Genomic DNA, 14,354 nt, shown 5'->3' on the forward strand with positions numbered 1-14,354 from the left:
CCAAACCTCCCATCAACGCTGAAGTTAATGGGTGGCGGCATAGAGCGCGTTAGCCGAGTGTATGCAGCAGGGATGCTGCATCCAGGCTTTCACTGTTGCTGCGACTTTGTGTGGAGCTGCATTTTCCCCTACGAGCGTCTCGGATAACGCGCTCTATGCTGACGCCGAACCACCGCAGCCGGTTTTGACCTTAGCAACGTGCGCTATGCTGACGCCTTACCACCGCAGCCGGTTTTGACCTTAGCAACGCGCGCTATGATGACGCCTTACCACCGCAGCCGTCCTTACCCTTGACCGATTTTCGCTACTTACGCGCATCCGGTCGCCTCAGATCGAAACGTAACGCTTCGCTGATGCTGTAATAGGCGCTCGGGCCGCCTGCTCTGAGGATCGGATTGGCCTTCGCCGTTTGGTAAATGCCGTCTTCCAGCAAAGTGGGGGCAATGTGAATCGCTACCACTTCCCCAAAGACCATCCACTGCTCCAGCTTCTCGCCGTTCACGCCTTCAAGTTGCAACACCTGTGTCAGCTTGCACTCAAAATTGACCGGGCTCTCCGCTACCATGCTGACAGCTATCTGTGTGCCTGGCAGCGCGGTTAAACCGGCCAGCTCGAACTCATCCACCTCTCCTGGCACCGAGGCTGAACTCTCGTTCATCGCTTCTGCCAACTCTCGCGTTGCCAGGTTCCAGACAAATTCGCCGGTCTCTACAATGTTGGCCACGCTGTCTTTCCAGCCCTGGCTTGAAAAACCAATGATCGGCGGCTTGTAGTTAAAGCAGTTAAAAAAACTGTAGGGCGCAAGGTTGCGATCGCCTTTGGCACTTTGCGAACTGATCCAGCCTATCGGACGTGGGCCGATAATGGCATTCAACGGATCGTGCGGTAAACCATGGCCAAGACGGGGTTGATACGAATAACGGGAGTGGGTCATCTGAACGCCTTTATCTTTATGATTGCCGAAAAAAGTCGGGAAGTGTTTACGATCTCTACCTTAGCAGGTATCTTACGCGCCTTCAGACAAGAGAGCCGCTCATGAAATACACCGCCGAAAAAACTCAGCTTCATCCCCGTAACCGTCACCGCGCGCGTTATGACTTCCCTGCGCTGATCGCCAGCTACCCTCCGCTGGCAGCCTTTGTGGCCGTTAACCAGCACGGTGATGAGTCGGTGAACTTTGCCGATCCGGCGGCGGTGCGTACCCTGAATCAGGCGCTCCTGCAGCATTTCTATCAAATCTCTAACTGGTCAATTCCAGAAGGCTTTCTTTGCCCACCGGTGCCAGGCCGTGCGGACTATGTCCACCATCTTGCCGACCTTTTGGCTGAAGATAATAAGCGTTCTGTGCCGCGTAACATTACCGTGCTGGATATTGGATGTGGCGCTAACTGCATCTATCCGCTGATCGGCTTCCGCGAGTACGACTGGCGCTTTACCGGCAGCGAAGTCAATGAAGAAGCCATGAAAGCTGCTAACGCTATCATTGCCGCTAACCCTGACCTGAACCGCGGCGTTCGCCTGCGTCGTCAGAAAGACAGTAGCCTGATGTTCAGTGGCATCATCCACAAAAATGAGTTCTACCACGCGGTGATGTGTAATCCTCCGTTCCACGCTTCCGCTGGTGATGCTCAGCAGGGCACCCAGCGTAAAGTGCGTAACCTTGGGCTGGCGAAAAATTCGCCACTGAACTTCGGCGGCCAGCAGGACGAACTGTGGTGTGAAGGCGGCGAGAAAGGCTTTATCAGCCGCATGATCGCCGAGAGCGTGAACTTCTCCCGCCAGTGCGTCTGGTTCACTTCACTGGTTTCCCGTAAAGAGAACCTGCCCGATATCTGGCGCGTGCTGGAAGAGAACGAAGTTGTTGCCTACCGCACCATCGAAATGGCGCAGGGGCAAAAACAGAGCCGGATCATAGCCTGGACCTTTATGGAAAAACCGGCTCGCGAACGTCAGATGGGCCGCGTTTAATCCGGCGCAGGAAAAGACGGGAAGTGGGCAGTAAAGAGAGTAGTGGGAAGCAGGGCGAACGAAAGTTCGCCCTTTTTTATATCAAGAAACGTGCTGCAGGAACTCGCGCAGACGGGCACTCGGCGGGTTGTCGATCAACTCATCCGGGTGACCATCCTCAGCAATACGCCCTTTATCAATAAAGATCAGACGTGAGGCGACTTTCTTCGCGAAGCCCACTTCGTGGGTCACGATCACCATGGTCATGCCTTCTTCAGCCAGGTCTTGCATCACTTTCAACACTTCGTGACGCAGCTCCGGGTCAAGCGCTGAGGTCGGCTCATCAAACAGCATCATTTTTGGCTTCACCGCCAGCGCACGGGCGATTGCTACGCGCTGTTGCTGTCCACCGGACAACTCGGAAGGGAAGTGATGGGCACGCTCGGCCAGGCCGACTTTCCCCAGCAACTCTTTTGCCAGACGGTGCGCTTCCGCTTTCTTCGTGCCGCGAACGCGAATCGGACCAAAAGCCACGTTATCCAACGCGTTCATCTGCGGGAACAAGTGGAACTGCTGGAAGACCATGCCAGCTTCCTGACGGATCAGGCGCTCGTCCACTTTCGGGTCATTGACCTTCAGACCATCAACAATCAGCTCACCGCTGGTGATCTCTTCCAGCTTGTTGATGCAACGCAACAGGGTGGATTTACCTGAGCCGGAAGGCCCGATGATCACCACGACTTCACCTTTCTGAATGGTCAGATCGATGTTGTGCAGAACCTGAGTTTCGCCAAAATGCTTGGAGACGTTTTTAAATTCAATCACAGGATTTTCATCCTTTTCTCAATGCGACGCAGAATAAAGCTCAGCATCAGGGTAATAAACAGATAGATAACGGCCACGGCGCTCCAGATTTCCAGCGCACGGAAGTTTCCGGCAATAATTTCCTGCCCCTGGCGGGTCAGCTCGGCCACGCCAATCACGATAAACAGCGAAGTGTCTTTGATGCTGACAATCCACTGGTTACCAAGAGGGGGCAACATACGACGCAGCGCTAACGGCATAATCACGTAGCGCAGCGTTTCGCGGCGGGACAGGCCCAGCGCCAGACCAGCTTCACGGAAGCCGTTATGAATAGAAAGTACGGCACCCCGGGTGATTTCGGCGATATAGGCACCGGAGTTGATCATAATGGTCACCACGGCGGCACTGAGCGGATCGATGCGCAGGTCGGTGAACGCCATTGGCAGCGCAAAATAGATAAACATCACCTGCACGACAATCGGCGTACCGCGGATCAGTTCAATAAATACCAGCGCGATATTGCGAGATATCCAGCCGCCATAGGCACGGGCAAAGCCGGCTACCAGGCCAATTATCAGGCCGCCAATCAGACCCAGGACCGAAATCCACAGGGTCAGTCGGGCGCCTTCAAGCAGGGCCGGAATCGAGGGCCAGATAGCGCTCCAGTCAAACTGCATGCTTTATTTCTCCGGATCAAAAAAACTGTTTTCTGGTGGTGGTAATAAAACGCAGGCCTGAGCCTGCGTTAAAGACTGCAAAAAAAGAAATTATTTAGGTTCGCTGCCGAACCATTTTTTATAAAGCGTATTGTAAGTGCCGTTCTCGCGCAGGGTTTTCAGTGCGCCGTTCACTCTTCCACGCAGTTCGTCGCTGCCTTTCGGGAACGCGATGCCGTACTGCTGAGCAGAGATAGATTCGCCTACCGCTTTGAACTGGCCTTTGCCAGCTGTATGGATGAAGTACAGGATGTTTGGCGTGTCATGCAGCACAGCGTCAGCACGGTTGGTGCCCAGCTCCATGTACGCATTGTCGATGTTCGGGAACTGGCGCAGGTCTTTGGTTTTGATGTGCTGTTTAGCGTAATCAACAGAACCTGTGCCGCTCTTCACGGCTACAACTTTACCGTCGAGGTCAGCGAGGCTTTTGATCGAGTCGTTATTGGCTTTCACCATCACCAGCAGGCCGCTTTTGTAATAGCCGTCGGAAAACTCAATCGCCTTTTCACGCTCAGGGGTAATGGTGATACCGGCCAGGGCCAGATCGATATTACGGGTCTGCAGCGCAGGGATGATGCCGCTAAAGTCCATTGGCTTCAGGGTATATTCGATGTTCAGCTGTTTGGCGATAGCGGCCCACAGATCCACATCGAAGCCGACGTATTCGTTGCCCTGCTTAAATTCGAAAGGAACGAAAGCGGTGTCAGTCGCGACAACCAGTTTCTTTTCTGCGGCGGTAGAAGAGACGGCAAACGCCAACGTCAGCGCAGCCAGAGAAAACTTAACAATCGACTTCATCTTTTTATCCTTTTTGCCGTCAGGCAAGGTCTTTGCCTGATTGAGTGCCAGCAGCCATATGAAAATATTATGCCAACTTTTCAAAATATATTGAAAACAGCACGTTGAGTCAATTTATGTCGGGCGTGGCAGACGTAAAAGCCAGCCCGCATCATAATGGCGCACCAATTTGGTGCGTAAGGGTCATTGTGGTGCAGGGGATCTTTTAGCAAACTGAGGGATAAAAACAACTGATAGTGAAGGAGGGAATTGAATAATTGTTAACGAAGTCTTGTTTAACTGTAAAAAAAGCCGCGCTTATCGCAACTGACTGTCTTTGCTCCCGCGTCGATTATAAAGCGAAGAGGCTTGTTTGTTGTCTCGCTGCTGCTGACAGTGAACACAATATTGCACGCCGGGAAGTGCCAGACGACGGGCTTCCGGAATTGGCTCACCGCATTGCTCACAATATTCAGCGCTGACACCATGATGTATTGCCCGCCGTGCGCGGGAAACGGCATCCTCCAGCGTGGAATCAATTTGTTCCTGAACAGCTTCGTCACGTGCCCATCCACTTGCCATTGTTACCTCCAGAAGCCAAAAAAGCAGAGGGATAGCTCCATCTGCTTTGGGTTTGCTCAATGAAGCCGCGCTAAACGCGGCTGCCATCATTATTCGATATTCGATTCGATGAACCACAGGAATTTATCCAGATCGCGGGATGCCGCGGTAAAGATATCTGCCGTGTCTTCATCTTCTACTTCACTGATTGCTTTGCGGGTGTCATTGGCCACTACCGCATAGCGTTCTGCCAGCGCTTTGAGGTGATCCTGCACGCTGTGAATGTTTAGCGGGTAGCTTTTCAACGGCGTTCTGTCGTTTACAATCTGGGTTGTACCCAGCGCAACGCCACCCAACTGAACAACACGTTCTGCAATGGTATCCTGATGTTCGGTAATCGCGGTCCGGAAACCGTCGAGCATTTCATGCACACCGATAAAGTTTGCGCCGCGCATGTTCCAGTGCGCCTGCTTGGTGATCAGGGACAAATCAATGAATTCCGTCACTAAGCGATTCAGCACCTCGATGGTGGCTTTTTTCTCGTCGTCAGCCACGTTGTTGCGGGTGTAAATCAGCTCAGGAGATTTTGCTTTAACCAGTTTAGCGGTACTCATCATTAATATCCTCTTAATTGTGGTTGTCCTAATTAAGTACGAGACTAAGTATAGCAGCGCTTGATAACTCTGCCGGAAAGTTACTGCCTATTGGTTGAATAGAGCAGGCCTTACGCCTCTACACGGTTGGATAGTAAACAAATTTAGCGAAATAAAATGCGAGTGATAAATATTATCACTCAGTCTTTGATTTATATCTTCATGATCTACAGGGGTTTTATTTCTTTAATAAACTAACGTCAGCGTGCTTGTTATTTTTAATGAACAACCCTTACAGAATATTTCCGCGCGCGGAACTCACTGAGAATCCTGCTTTTAATAATCGTATTGATGCGCAGCTGTTATAAACCTCACTCCGTTGAAGAGCTGAGGTTTATCTGAGTTTTATTCGCGGAGCTCGCTAACGGGATCTATTTTCTGCCTGGAGGAACGCATGGTTAGCGTGGAGCCTGCCGAAGCCATAATGATCGCCAGTAAGCCCAGCCATTGAACAAAGTTGAGGATCTCGCCCAGGAATAGCATGCCCGAAAGCGCAGCCATTGCGGGCTCCAGACTCATCAGTGTGCCAAAGGTTTTGGCTGGCAGCCGCGTCAGCGCCATCATCTCCAGTGAGTAAGGAAGTGCGCTGGAAAGAACCGCGATCAGCAGGGCAATGGGGATCAAAGAAAGACTCCAGAGCCCGGCGCTGGCATAAGCCAGGCCAAGAGGGACATAGATAATGGAAGCAATCAGCGATCCCATCGCTACCGTAGCAGGACCATGTTCTGAACCTGCGCGTTTACCGGCAAGAATATAAACAGCCCAAAACGCCCCGGCTACCACCGCTAATAAGGCCCCTTTAGGATCAACGCTGGAAATGTCTTTGCCGATCGGCAACAGAAAATATAACCCCATCAATGCCAGCAACACCCAGACAAAATCCAGCGGTCTTCTTGATCCGGCCAGGGCTAAGGCCAGTGGCCCGGTAAATTCGAGTGCAACCGCAATGCCAAGAGGCACGGTGCGCAGCGCTAAATAGAAGGTGTAATTCATTCCACCCAGCGCAAGGCCATAGAGGAACAGGGGCAAAAACTGCTTTCGGCTGAAACGTAAACGCCAGGGTTTAAAGATCACGCAGAGTATGACGGTGCCAAGCCCCAAACGCAGCGCAGTGATCCCAGGCGCGCCGACAACAGGGAAAAGAGTTTTAGCCAATGCCGCGCCGCCTTGAATGGAGGTCATGGCGATCAGCAGCACTAAAATGGGGAGCCAGAGTGGGGATTTATCAGCAGAAGACATCCGTGAACCAACCTTATTCGTCCATCGTTTTGAGAAAAAGTTCCGTTGAGTGTACTGGAAGGGGGCATAAAACGGATCTAAAGGCCGATAAAAAAGTCGTGGAAGCGTCAAAAACAGGGCCATTTACGTAAAGAAACGTCAGATTTTAGTAAGAATTATCTTAGAGAACATTTTTTTACATTACTGTGACAGCCTGTAGGGAACTTGATATTCATAAGAGAAAAGAATGACATACGAACCTTCATTAACGTCCTGTTACACCAAACATTGTGTTGGACAACAAAATCAAGGCAGAGTTTCTGGCTAAGTTTTGTTATATTTTCAGCGTTGTCAGGAGAATATATTTTCACATTTGAGGTGGTTATGAAAAAAATTGCATGTCTTTCCGCACTGGCTTGTGTACTGGCCGTTTCAGCTGGTTCAGCAATGGCACAAAGCACCGTTTCTGGCGGTTACGCTCAGAGCGATTACCAGGGCGTTGCTAACAAAGCAAACGGCTTCAACCTGAAATATCGTTACGAAAACGGCAGCGATGCTCTGGGTTGGATTGGTTCATTCACCTACACCGAAAAAGATAATACTGATGCTGGCATCTATAACAAAGGTTCCTACTACGGTATCACTGGTGGTCCTGCTTACCGTCTTAACGACTGGGCAAGCATCTACGGTGTTGTAGGTATTGGTTACGGTAAATTCCAGCAGAATTCTACCACCAGCCGTGACAAATCAGATTCTAGCGACGTAGGTTTCTCCTACGGTGCTGGCATGCAGTTCAACCCAGGCATCCAGGACGTTGCCCTGGACGTTGGTTACGAGCAGAGCCGCATCCGTAACGTTGACGTTGGCACCTGGATTGCTGGCGTAGGTTACAGCTTCTAAGTTGTCACCTTCAAGCCCAGCCTGGCTGGCGCTATAAAAAATCCGCCCTTGTGGCGGATTTTTTTTGTCTGTCAGAATGACCGACACTTTTACGCGAAAATTTGTGCTTCTTTGAGCTTAGTTTACAATGTGGCACCCGTTGCCGTTACAAGCTGTTTGGGCATCAGAGAATAAGAAGAGGAAGCTGAATGAGTCGTCGCGCAAAAAGTGCAGTGCCTGCGCCCCTTAAAGAGATCGAAGAGCATGTCGAAGGCTTCCGCCAGGTACGTGAAGCACACCGCCGCGAGCTGATTGATGACTATGTTGAGCTGATTTCCGATCTGATCCGCCAGTATGGCGAAGCCCGTCAGGTTGATATGGCTGCCCGACTGGGCGTGTCGCAACCTACTGTAGCTAAGATGTTGAAAAGATTGGCTATTGGGGGGTTGGTTGAGCAAATTCCTTACCGTGGAGTCTTTCTGACGCCGGAAGGTGAGGCGTTAGCTGAAGAGAGCCGCAAACGGCACTATATTGTAGAAACCTTTTTACTGGCTTTGGGTATCAGTCCTGACACTGCGCGCCGTGACGCGGAAGGTCTGGAACACCACGTCAGTGATGAAACGTTGGCTATCTTCCAGAAGTTTTTTGAAAGTCGTCAATAACCCATTCCCTTGTCAGTGAGTCTTTATGGCAACGCTGCTCAGACCTTTTTTGCAAGACCGCTTTTTGCATTTGTTAGTTCTGCTTGGCCTGATACTGGCCTTTTTTGCCCCGTTCTCACTGCCACAACTTCCCAGGGCTGTTGACTGGCCGACGATTATTACACTTTGTGGCCTGCTGATGCTGACCAAAGGCATTGAAGCGAGTGGCTACTTTGATGTTGTCGGGCGCAGACTGGTCAAACGCTTCCATCGCCAACGCACGTTGGCGCTGTTCCTGATTGCAGCAGCAGCCTTGCTGTCGACGTTTCTGACGAACGATGTCGCGCTGTTTATCCTGGTGCCACTGACGCTGTCACTGCGGCGCTATTCTGCTTTACCCATTGCCCGACTGATTATCTTTGAAGCGCTGGCCGTTAACGCTGGCTCTTTATTGACCCCTATAGGCAACCCGCAAAATATTCTGATGTGGCGTCACGGTGAGGCTGGATTTGCCGGGTTTGTCTGGCAAATGTTTCCGCTTGCCCTTGTGATGGTTGGCAGCCTGCTGCTGCTGACCGCGATCTGCTTTTCCCGCAAAAAGATTGAGTTGTCTGGGGAGTTGGAAAGTCCACAGTGGCAGCGCCCGTTGCTGGTAGCAAGCGTAGTGCTCTACGGACTGTTTATTGTGGCGCTGGAGTTAGATCAGGCTATCTGGGGGCTGGTGTTGGTCTTTGCGGTCTTTATGGTGATGGCGCGGCGTATTTTACTGAGCATCGACTGGAGCCTGCTGGCAGTCTTTATCGCGATGTTTATTGATGTGTTTCTGTTGACCCGGTTACCTGTGCTGCAAACTTCCTTGCATCACATCACCCAGTTGTCGGAAGGCGGGCAGTATCTTCTCGCCATCGGACTGTCGCAGGCGATCAGTAATGTTCCCGCGACCATCTTACTCTTGAGCAGCCTGCCGGCCACCACCCTGATGGCCTGGGCAGTCAACATTGGCGGTTTTGGGCTGTTACCCGGCTCGCTGGCGAATCTTATCGCGCTGCGCATGGCCAAGGATCGCAGCATCTGGTGGCATTTTCATCTTTATTCCGTACCGATGCTGGTCTGGGCGATGGCGGCTGGCTGGGGGCTGCTTTTGATATTAAATGCGGTCTGAATTCAGGATACTCTGAATTCAGACCTGATGATCAGTCATTTAATTGGTCACTTTGTCCATTGCGGCGTTGTCTTTGGTGTCGGCATGCTGGGGGGGCATTGGCTGCTGCATATCCCTGTTTTGCTGCGAGGTTTCTTTCATTTGCTGCTGAACGCTATAGGTATTTGAGTAGGACTCAAAATCGCCGTTTCTGGCAGATGCCGTTCCAGCGGTAAACAGTAAAGCCAGCAGGGACGCGGCGGTAGCGATAACAGCAGTTTTAGCGATACGGATAGTTTTCATTTTATGACCTTATTAGTCTGAGTGATATTTCCGGGAGTCCGCAGGTAATCTTCAGGGCTCTCGGGTACAACACCTATAGTAAGAATTCCAGGTCATGCAATCCTCACCAAACCTTAAACCTTTTGTGATACTTCCCGCCCGGCTGCTTGCCGCTGATTTCCCTGTTGTATAGTGACGTAAAGCTGCGTTTGATTTTGTCAGTATTCCTTCTATTGTTAAGGCAGCTTGAGTGATTTCGGGCCCGGAAAGGGCCTTTGCTAACTGATGAGAATTATGGCTAATCAATCGAATAATGGGTCAGATGACGACCAGCGTCAGCAGGACGACAACCAGCAGCATGACAATAACCAGCAGCAGGATAATAACGAGCCACCAGAACGTAAGCGCCCCGGTAAAAAACCGCTGATTATTCTGGCGGTAGTGGTGGTTGTGGCGATCATTATTGGGCTGTTTTTCTGGTTAACCTCTCGCAATATTGAAACCACAGACGATGCCTTCACGGAGTCGGATGCGATAACTATCGCGCCTAAAGCTTCCGGTTACGTTACCGAACTGCGTGTTAAAGATAACCAGCGGGTGAAAAAGGGCGATTTACTGGTGGTTATCGATCCGCGTGATAACACCGCCCAGCGCGATCAGGCCAGGGCTCAACTTGGGTTGGCGGTGGCACAGTTGCACCAGGCGCAGGCCTCATTGGAACTTTCTAAAGTGCAGTATCCTGCGCAGAAAGATCAGGCATTGGCACAGCAGGCCAAAGCCCAGGCGAATTACTTGAACGCGCAGGAAGATTACAAGCGCCAGCGTGGCGTCGATCCCCGGGCTACTTCCCAACGTAATATAGATGCCGCGAATTCGCAGTTAAGAAGTGCGGCTGCCGAACTGGCCAGTGCTAAAGCTCAGGTTGAGGTGGCTTCGCAGATTACATTGCAGGTCCGTCAGCAGGAAACCAATGTTGAGGCTCGCCAACAACAGGTTGAGCAGGCACAGGCGCAGCTGAATACCGCTAACCTGAATCTCTCTTATACCGAAGTCCGCGCGCCTTATGATGGCTTTGTCACTAAGCGTAATGTGCAGGTAGGGACACTGGTTCAGGCTGGCACCGCACTGTTCTCGCTGGTCTCACCGGATGTGTGGATCACCGCTAACTTTAAAGAGTCGCAGCTGGAGCGTATGAAGCCAGGCGACAAAGTCGAAATCGGCGTGGATGCCTGGCCGGATATGAAGCTGGAAGGGCACGTCGACAGCGTCCAGATGGGCTCCGGCTCGCGCTTCTCTACTTTCCCTTCAGAAAACGCCACCGGCAACTACGTGAAGATTGTCCAGCGCGTGCCGGTCAAAATCGTCATTGATAAGGGCCTGGATCCGAACAAGCCGCTGCCGCTGGGTCTGTCGGTTGAGCCGAAGGTGACGGTGGAATGAGTTACAGCGAAAGCTGGAAGCCGGCCAGCAATCCCTGGCTGGTAGCCATGACGGTGACGCTGGCGGTGTTCATGGAAATCCTGGACACCACCATCGTCAACGTTGCGCTGCCGCATGTAGCGGGGTCGCTCTCTTCCAGTTACGACGAGTCGACCTGGGTACTGACTTCGTATCTGGTAGCCAACGGCATCGTCCTGCCTATCTCTGCCTTCCTTAGCCGGGTGTTTGGCCGCAAACAGTTCTTCCTGATCTGTATCGTCATGTTCACCATCTGTTCCTTCCTGTGTGGGATTGCTACCGAACTGTGGCAAATCATCCTGTTCAGGGTGTTGCAGGGCTTTTTCGGTGGCGGTCTGCAGCCTGTACAACAGTCGGTGTTGCTGGACTACTTTAAACCCGAAGATCGCGGTAAGGCGTTTGGCCTCTCCTCCATAGCGATTATCGTGGCCCCGGTGCTGGGCCCGACGCTGGGCGGCTGGATCACCGATAACTACAGCTGGCGTTGGGTGTTCTTTATCAATATCCCGGTAGGGATTTTCAGCGTGATGGCTATCTATCAGCTGCTGGAAGATCCGCCGTGGGAACGCAAATGGGCGAAAGGGAAGCTCAATATCGATTACATCGGTATCGGGTTGATTACGCTTGGATTGGGCTGCCTGCAGGTGATGCTTGACCGGGGAGAAGATGATGACTGGTTCAGTTCGAACTTCATCATTACCTTTGCCATTCTGACCGCCATCGGGCTGGTGGGTGCCGTTTACTGGCTGCTCTATGCCAAAAAACCGGTGGTGGATTTGCATGTCCTTAAGGACAAAAACTTTGCTGTTGCCAGCCTGTTAATGGCCGGGATGGCGGCCATCCTCTACGGCAGTTCGGTGGTGATCCCGCAGCTGGCACAGCAGGATTTAGGCTATACCGCCACCTGGTCGGGATTAGTCTTATCGCCCGGCGCGGTGTTGATAGTGCTCTCTATCCCGCTGGTGCTGAAGCTGATGCCGATTATTCAGACCAGATGGATTATCGCCTTTGGCTTTACCTGCCTGTTCGTCTCCTTCGTCTATTCGGCAACGTTAACGCCGAACGTGGATTTCACCACGCTGGTGTTAATGCGCAGTGCACAGACGATTGGGCTGGGCTTCCTGTTTGTGCCGCTAACGACCATCGCCTTTGTGACTATCCCACAACGGCTGAATGCGGATGCCTCTGCCCTGTTTACCATGTGCCGTAACGTGGCTGGCTCAATCGGCATCTCGCTCTCTACTGCGATGATTACGGAAAGGGCGCAGGTTCGGAGCGCAAATATGGTGCATAACATGTCACCGCTGAATGAGCCGTTCAATCTGACTGTTGAACGCTGGGCGCAGGGCGTCAGAGATTTCACCACGGCGGTGGGCGATCCGGTGACTATCGCTACCGGGCAGCTGTATAAAGAGATGATTGCTCAGGCGCGAATTCTCGCCTATGTCGATGTCTTTATGGGCCTCAGTCTTGTCGCCCTGGTTCTTATTCCTTTTTGTTTACTGCTTGCGCCGATTAAGAGCGAGGGCAGTGCTGGAGCACACTGACATGAACGTTTATCTTCCTTTCTTGCGTTCGCGGCTCAGCGCTGTGCTGGCTGCTACGCTGGCCCTGTCTGCCTGCTCCGTCGGGCCTGATTATCAGGCGCCAAAGCCCTCTACGCCTGCGGCCTTTAACAGCCTGAAAACCGACAGCGGATCCAACCCGCAGGCCACCGCGACCAATGCTAACTGGTGGAAATCCTTTAACGATCCTCAGCTGGATAGCCTGATCGATCGTGCCATTGCAGGCAATCTCAGTCTGCAACAGGCGGTGCTGCGTATTGCCGGTTCCCGTCAGCAGCTGAATCAGGCACGCGGCGCATGGTTCCCTTCGGTGAATGCTAACGCTTCCGCTAAACGCCAGCAGTTGGGTATTAAAGGCGAGCTGGAATCTAACGGTGTATATGACCAAACCGATCGGCTTGATCCGCAAGTCAGCTCGGCACTCGATGGCCTGACCAAGCCGGTGACGCTGTATCAGGGTGGGTTTGATGCTTCCTGGGAACTGGATTTGTGGGGCAAAGTGCGCCGTCAGGTTGAAATGGCCGATGCCCAGCAACAGGAGTCTGTCGAAAGCCGCAACGATGTGCTGGTGTCGTTGGAAGCGGAAGTCGCGAGAACTTACCTGCAATTGCGTGGCGCGCAATCTGTCAGCCAGACATTGCAAACGCAGATCGATGTCGCTCAGCAGACTTTTGAGCTGACGCAAAGCCAGCAGCGCAACGGGCTGGCTCCGCAATTGGACGTGGAAAATGCCCGCGCCCAGCTGAATTCGCTGCGCGCGCAGTTACCGCAATATGAGTCGCAGATCCATCAGGCTCTGAACGGTCTGGCTGTGCTTATTGGCAAGCCGCCAGGTGCGCTTGATGCAGAGCTGATAGCCAGTAAAGCCCTGCCGCCATTACCAAAAGTGGTGCCCGTTGGTTTGCCATCCACGCTTGCCAGAAGGCGCCCAGATGTGCGCCAGGCAGAAGCTAAACTGCATGCTGCGACCGCCAATATCGGCGTTTCGGTGGCTCAGCTGTTCCCTGATCTGTCCCTGACCGGGCAGTTTGGCATGCGCAATTCGGATATCAGCTATCTGGACAACTGGAGCAGCAATTTCTACAGTTTTGGCCCGTCGGTGTCGATCCCGATCTTCCAGGGCGGCAGGCTGATCTCCAGCGTCAAACTGGCCAGAGCCGATCAGGCCAGTGCGGCATTGGGCTATCGCCAGACCGTGCTTACTGCCCTGCAGGACGTGGAGAATGCATTGGTCAGCTATCGCACCGATCAGCAGCAGGTTGAAGGGTTGGATCAAACGGTGGAAGCGATGCAGAACGCCTTCGATCTGGCGAGCGACAGCTACAAACAGGGGCTTTCAACCTTTATTGATGCCCTGGATGCACAGCGTCAGCTGGCGCAGGCGAAGCAGCAGGCCGCGCAGGCCAGAGTGCAAAGCAGCCTGGATCTGGTGGCGCTGTATAAAGCGCTCGGCGGCGGCTGGGAGCTGTATCAAAACGTGAAGATGCCGGATTATTCGGTATTTGGTCCGGCAGAGAGTGCGGATAAGCCGCTTAACTAGCGGCTGCGTTCGACCTCCTCCGGCAATCATCCCTGCCATTTCAACTCGCGGCTGTGACGGAAAGCGGTTTCCGTTTCACAGCCGCCTATTCTGCAAGTCCTCTGATTTTCAGAAGCTGAAAAAGGGGAGAAGATCGGGCAGAAAATTTCTGGTCATAAAAATGAAATGAATT

General features: G+C 52.5%; 15 protein-coding genes. 7 read left to right on the forward strand and 8 right to left on the reverse strand.

Translation table 11 applies throughout. The features are described 5' to 3' along the window. Nucleotides 1-304: 304 nt before the first annotated feature. Nucleotides 305-934, reverse strand: coding sequence for a flavin reductase family protein (locus WCC56_RS10680; RefSeq protein ID WP_424692348.1), 630 nt, complete (start codon nucleotides 932-934; stop codon nucleotides 305-307). Between the two features lie 101 nt (nucleotides 935-1,035). On the opposite strand from WCC56_RS10680, the gene rlmF reads away from it, so the two are divergent. Continuing rightward, complete coding sequence (gene rlmF / locus WCC56_RS10685; protein WP_424692349.1) at nucleotides 1,036-1,968, forward strand: 23S rRNA (adenine(1618)-N(6))-methyltransferase RlmF; 933 nt, start codon at nucleotides 1,036-1,038, stop codon at nucleotides 1,966-1,968. An 81-nt stretch (nucleotides 1,969-2,049) separates the two neighbouring features. Here rlmF and glnQ read toward each other — a convergent pair whose 3' ends face one another. From glnQ to rhtA, 6 genes are all read right to left on the reverse strand, one after another. Further along, nucleotides 2,050-2,772: a glutamine ABC transporter ATP-binding protein GlnQ gene (glnQ, locus tag WCC56_RS10690; RefSeq protein ID WP_424692350.1), complete on the reverse strand. Its 723-nt coding sequence runs from the start codon at nucleotides 2,770-2,772 to the stop codon at nucleotides 2,050-2,052. Beyond that, nucleotides 2,769-3,428, reverse strand: coding sequence for a glutamine ABC transporter permease GlnP (glnP, locus tag WCC56_RS10695; RefSeq protein WP_206402762.1), 660 nt, complete (start codon nucleotides 3,426-3,428; stop codon nucleotides 2,769-2,771). The genes glnQ and glnP overlap by 4 nt, the downstream gene beginning before the upstream one ends. A 90-nt stretch (nucleotides 3,429-3,518) precedes the next feature. Beyond that, nucleotides 3,519-4,265: a glutamine ABC transporter substrate-binding protein GlnH gene (gene glnH / locus WCC56_RS10700; protein WP_424692351.1), complete on the reverse strand. Its 747-nt coding sequence runs from the start codon at nucleotides 4,263-4,265 to the stop codon at nucleotides 3,519-3,521. 297 nt (nucleotides 4,266-4,562) lie between these two features. Continuing rightward, entirely contained in the window at nucleotides 4,563-4,826 is a 264-nt protein-coding gene (locus WCC56_RS10705; RefSeq protein WP_424692352.1) for a DksA/TraR family C4-type zinc finger protein, read from the reverse strand. A gap of 89 nt (nucleotides 4,827-4,915) precedes the next feature. Beyond that, on the reverse strand, nucleotides 4,916-5,419 hold the full coding sequence (gene dps, locus WCC56_RS10710) for a DNA starvation/stationary phase protection protein Dps (protein WP_424692370.1): 504 nt from the start codon (nucleotides 5,417-5,419) through the stop codon (nucleotides 4,916-4,918). A 384-nt stretch (nucleotides 5,420-5,803) separates the two neighbouring features. After that, on the reverse strand, nucleotides 5,804-6,697 hold the full coding sequence (gene rhtA, locus WCC56_RS10715; protein WP_424692353.1) for a threonine/homoserine exporter RhtA: 894 nt from the start codon (nucleotides 6,695-6,697) through the stop codon (nucleotides 5,804-5,806). Between the two features lie 363 nt (nucleotides 6,698-7,060). Between rhtA and ompX the strand changes: the two genes are divergently transcribed. From ompX to WCC56_RS10730, 3 genes are all read left to right on the forward strand, one after another. Further along, nucleotides 7,061-7,576, forward strand: a complete 516-nt coding sequence (gene ompX, locus WCC56_RS10720) for an outer membrane protein OmpX (RefSeq protein ID WP_424692354.1) — start codon at nucleotides 7,061-7,063, stop codon at nucleotides 7,574-7,576. Nucleotides 7,577-7,764: 188 nt separating this feature from the next. Continuing rightward, nucleotides 7,765-8,217, forward strand: a complete 453-nt coding sequence (gene mntR / locus WCC56_RS10725; RefSeq protein WP_424692355.1) for a manganese-binding transcriptional regulator MntR — start codon at nucleotides 7,765-7,767, stop codon at nucleotides 8,215-8,217. Between the two features lie 25 nt (nucleotides 8,218-8,242). After that, a complete protein-coding gene (locus WCC56_RS10730) occupies nucleotides 8,243-9,358 on the forward strand; it encodes an SLC13 family permease (protein WP_424692356.1) in 1,116 nt (371 codons plus the stop codon). Between the two features lie 39 nt (nucleotides 9,359-9,397). Here the strand turns inward: WCC56_RS10730 and WCC56_RS10735 are convergent, their stop codons facing one another. Further along, nucleotides 9,398-9,640, reverse strand: coding sequence for a hypothetical protein (locus tag WCC56_RS10735; RefSeq protein WP_424692357.1), 243 nt, complete (start codon nucleotides 9,638-9,640; stop codon nucleotides 9,398-9,400). Nucleotides 9,641-9,913: 273 nt separating this feature from the next. On the opposite strand from WCC56_RS10735, the gene WCC56_RS10740 reads away from it, so the two are divergent. From WCC56_RS10740 to WCC56_RS10750, 3 genes are read left to right on the forward strand one after another with little or no spacing between them, the layout of a single operon-like run. Next, nucleotides 9,914-11,059: an HlyD family secretion protein gene (locus WCC56_RS10740; RefSeq protein WP_424692358.1), complete on the forward strand. Its 1,146-nt coding sequence runs from the start codon at nucleotides 9,914-9,916 to the stop codon at nucleotides 11,057-11,059. Then, nucleotides 11,056-12,624, forward strand: coding sequence for a DHA2 family efflux MFS transporter permease subunit (locus WCC56_RS10745; RefSeq protein ID WP_424692359.1), 1,569 nt, complete (start codon nucleotides 11,056-11,058; stop codon nucleotides 12,622-12,624). Before WCC56_RS10740 ends, WCC56_RS10745 begins: the two co-directional genes overlap by 4 nt. 1 nt (nucleotide 12,625) lies before the next feature. Further along, nucleotides 12,626-14,182: an efflux transporter outer membrane subunit gene (locus WCC56_RS10750; protein WP_424692360.1), complete on the forward strand. Its 1,557-nt coding sequence runs from the start codon at nucleotides 12,626-12,628 to the stop codon at nucleotides 14,180-14,182. The last annotated feature ends 172 nt before the right edge of the window (nucleotides 14,183-14,354 follow it).

It is taken from the genome of Erwinia sp., from assembly GCF_049696395.1.
GTDB lineage: Bacteria > Pseudomonadota > Gammaproteobacteria > Enterobacterales > Enterobacteriaceae > Erwinia.

Coding starts and splice junctions, on each gene's coding strand:
- WCC56_RS10735 (WP_424692357.1), bottom strand. CDS start 9,640: ATGAAAACTATCCGTATCGCTAAAACTGCTGTTATCGCTACCGCCGCG.
- rlmF (WP_424692349.1), top strand. CDS start 1,036: ATGAAATACACCGCCGAAAAAACTCAGCTTCATCCCCGTAACCGTCAC.
- ompX (WP_424692354.1), top strand. CDS start 7,061: ATGAAAAAAATTGCATGTCTTTCCGCACTGGCTTGTGTACTGGCCGTT.
- WCC56_RS10740 (WP_424692358.1), top strand. CDS start 9,914: ATGGCTAATCAATCGAATAATGGGTCAGATGACGACCAGCGTCAGCAG.
- mntR (WP_424692355.1), top strand. CDS start 7,765: ATGAGTCGTCGCGCAAAAAGTGCAGTGCCTGCGCCCCTTAAAGAGATC.
- WCC56_RS10750 (WP_424692360.1), top strand. CDS start 12,626: ATGAACGTTTATCTTCCTTTCTTGCGTTCGCGGCTCAGCGCTGTGCTG.
- WCC56_RS10730 (WP_424692356.1), top strand. CDS start 8,243: ATGGCAACGCTGCTCAGACCTTTTTTGCAAGACCGCTTTTTGCATTTG.
- glnP (WP_206402762.1), bottom strand. CDS start 3,428: ATGCAGTTTGACTGGAGCGCTATCTGGCCCTCGATTCCGGCCCTGCTT.
- WCC56_RS10680 (WP_424692348.1), bottom strand. CDS start 934: ATGACCCACTCCCGTTATTCGTATCAACCCCGTCTTGGCCATGGTTTA.
- WCC56_RS10745 (WP_424692359.1), top strand. CDS start 11,056: ATGAGTTACAGCGAAAGCTGGAAGCCGGCCAGCAATCCCTGGCTGGTA.
- dps (WP_424692370.1), bottom strand. CDS start 5,419: ATGAGTACCGCTAAACTGGTTAAAGCAAAATCTCCTGAGCTGATTTAC.
- WCC56_RS10705 (WP_424692352.1), bottom strand. CDS start 4,826: ATGGCAAGTGGATGGGCACGTGACGAAGCTGTTCAGGAACAAATTGAT.
- rhtA (WP_424692353.1), bottom strand. CDS start 6,697: ATGTCTTCTGCTGATAAATCCCCACTCTGGCTCCCCATTTTAGTGCTG.
- glnH (WP_424692351.1), bottom strand. CDS start 4,265: ATGAAGTCGATTGTTAAGTTTTCTCTGGCTGCGCTGACGTTGGCGTTT.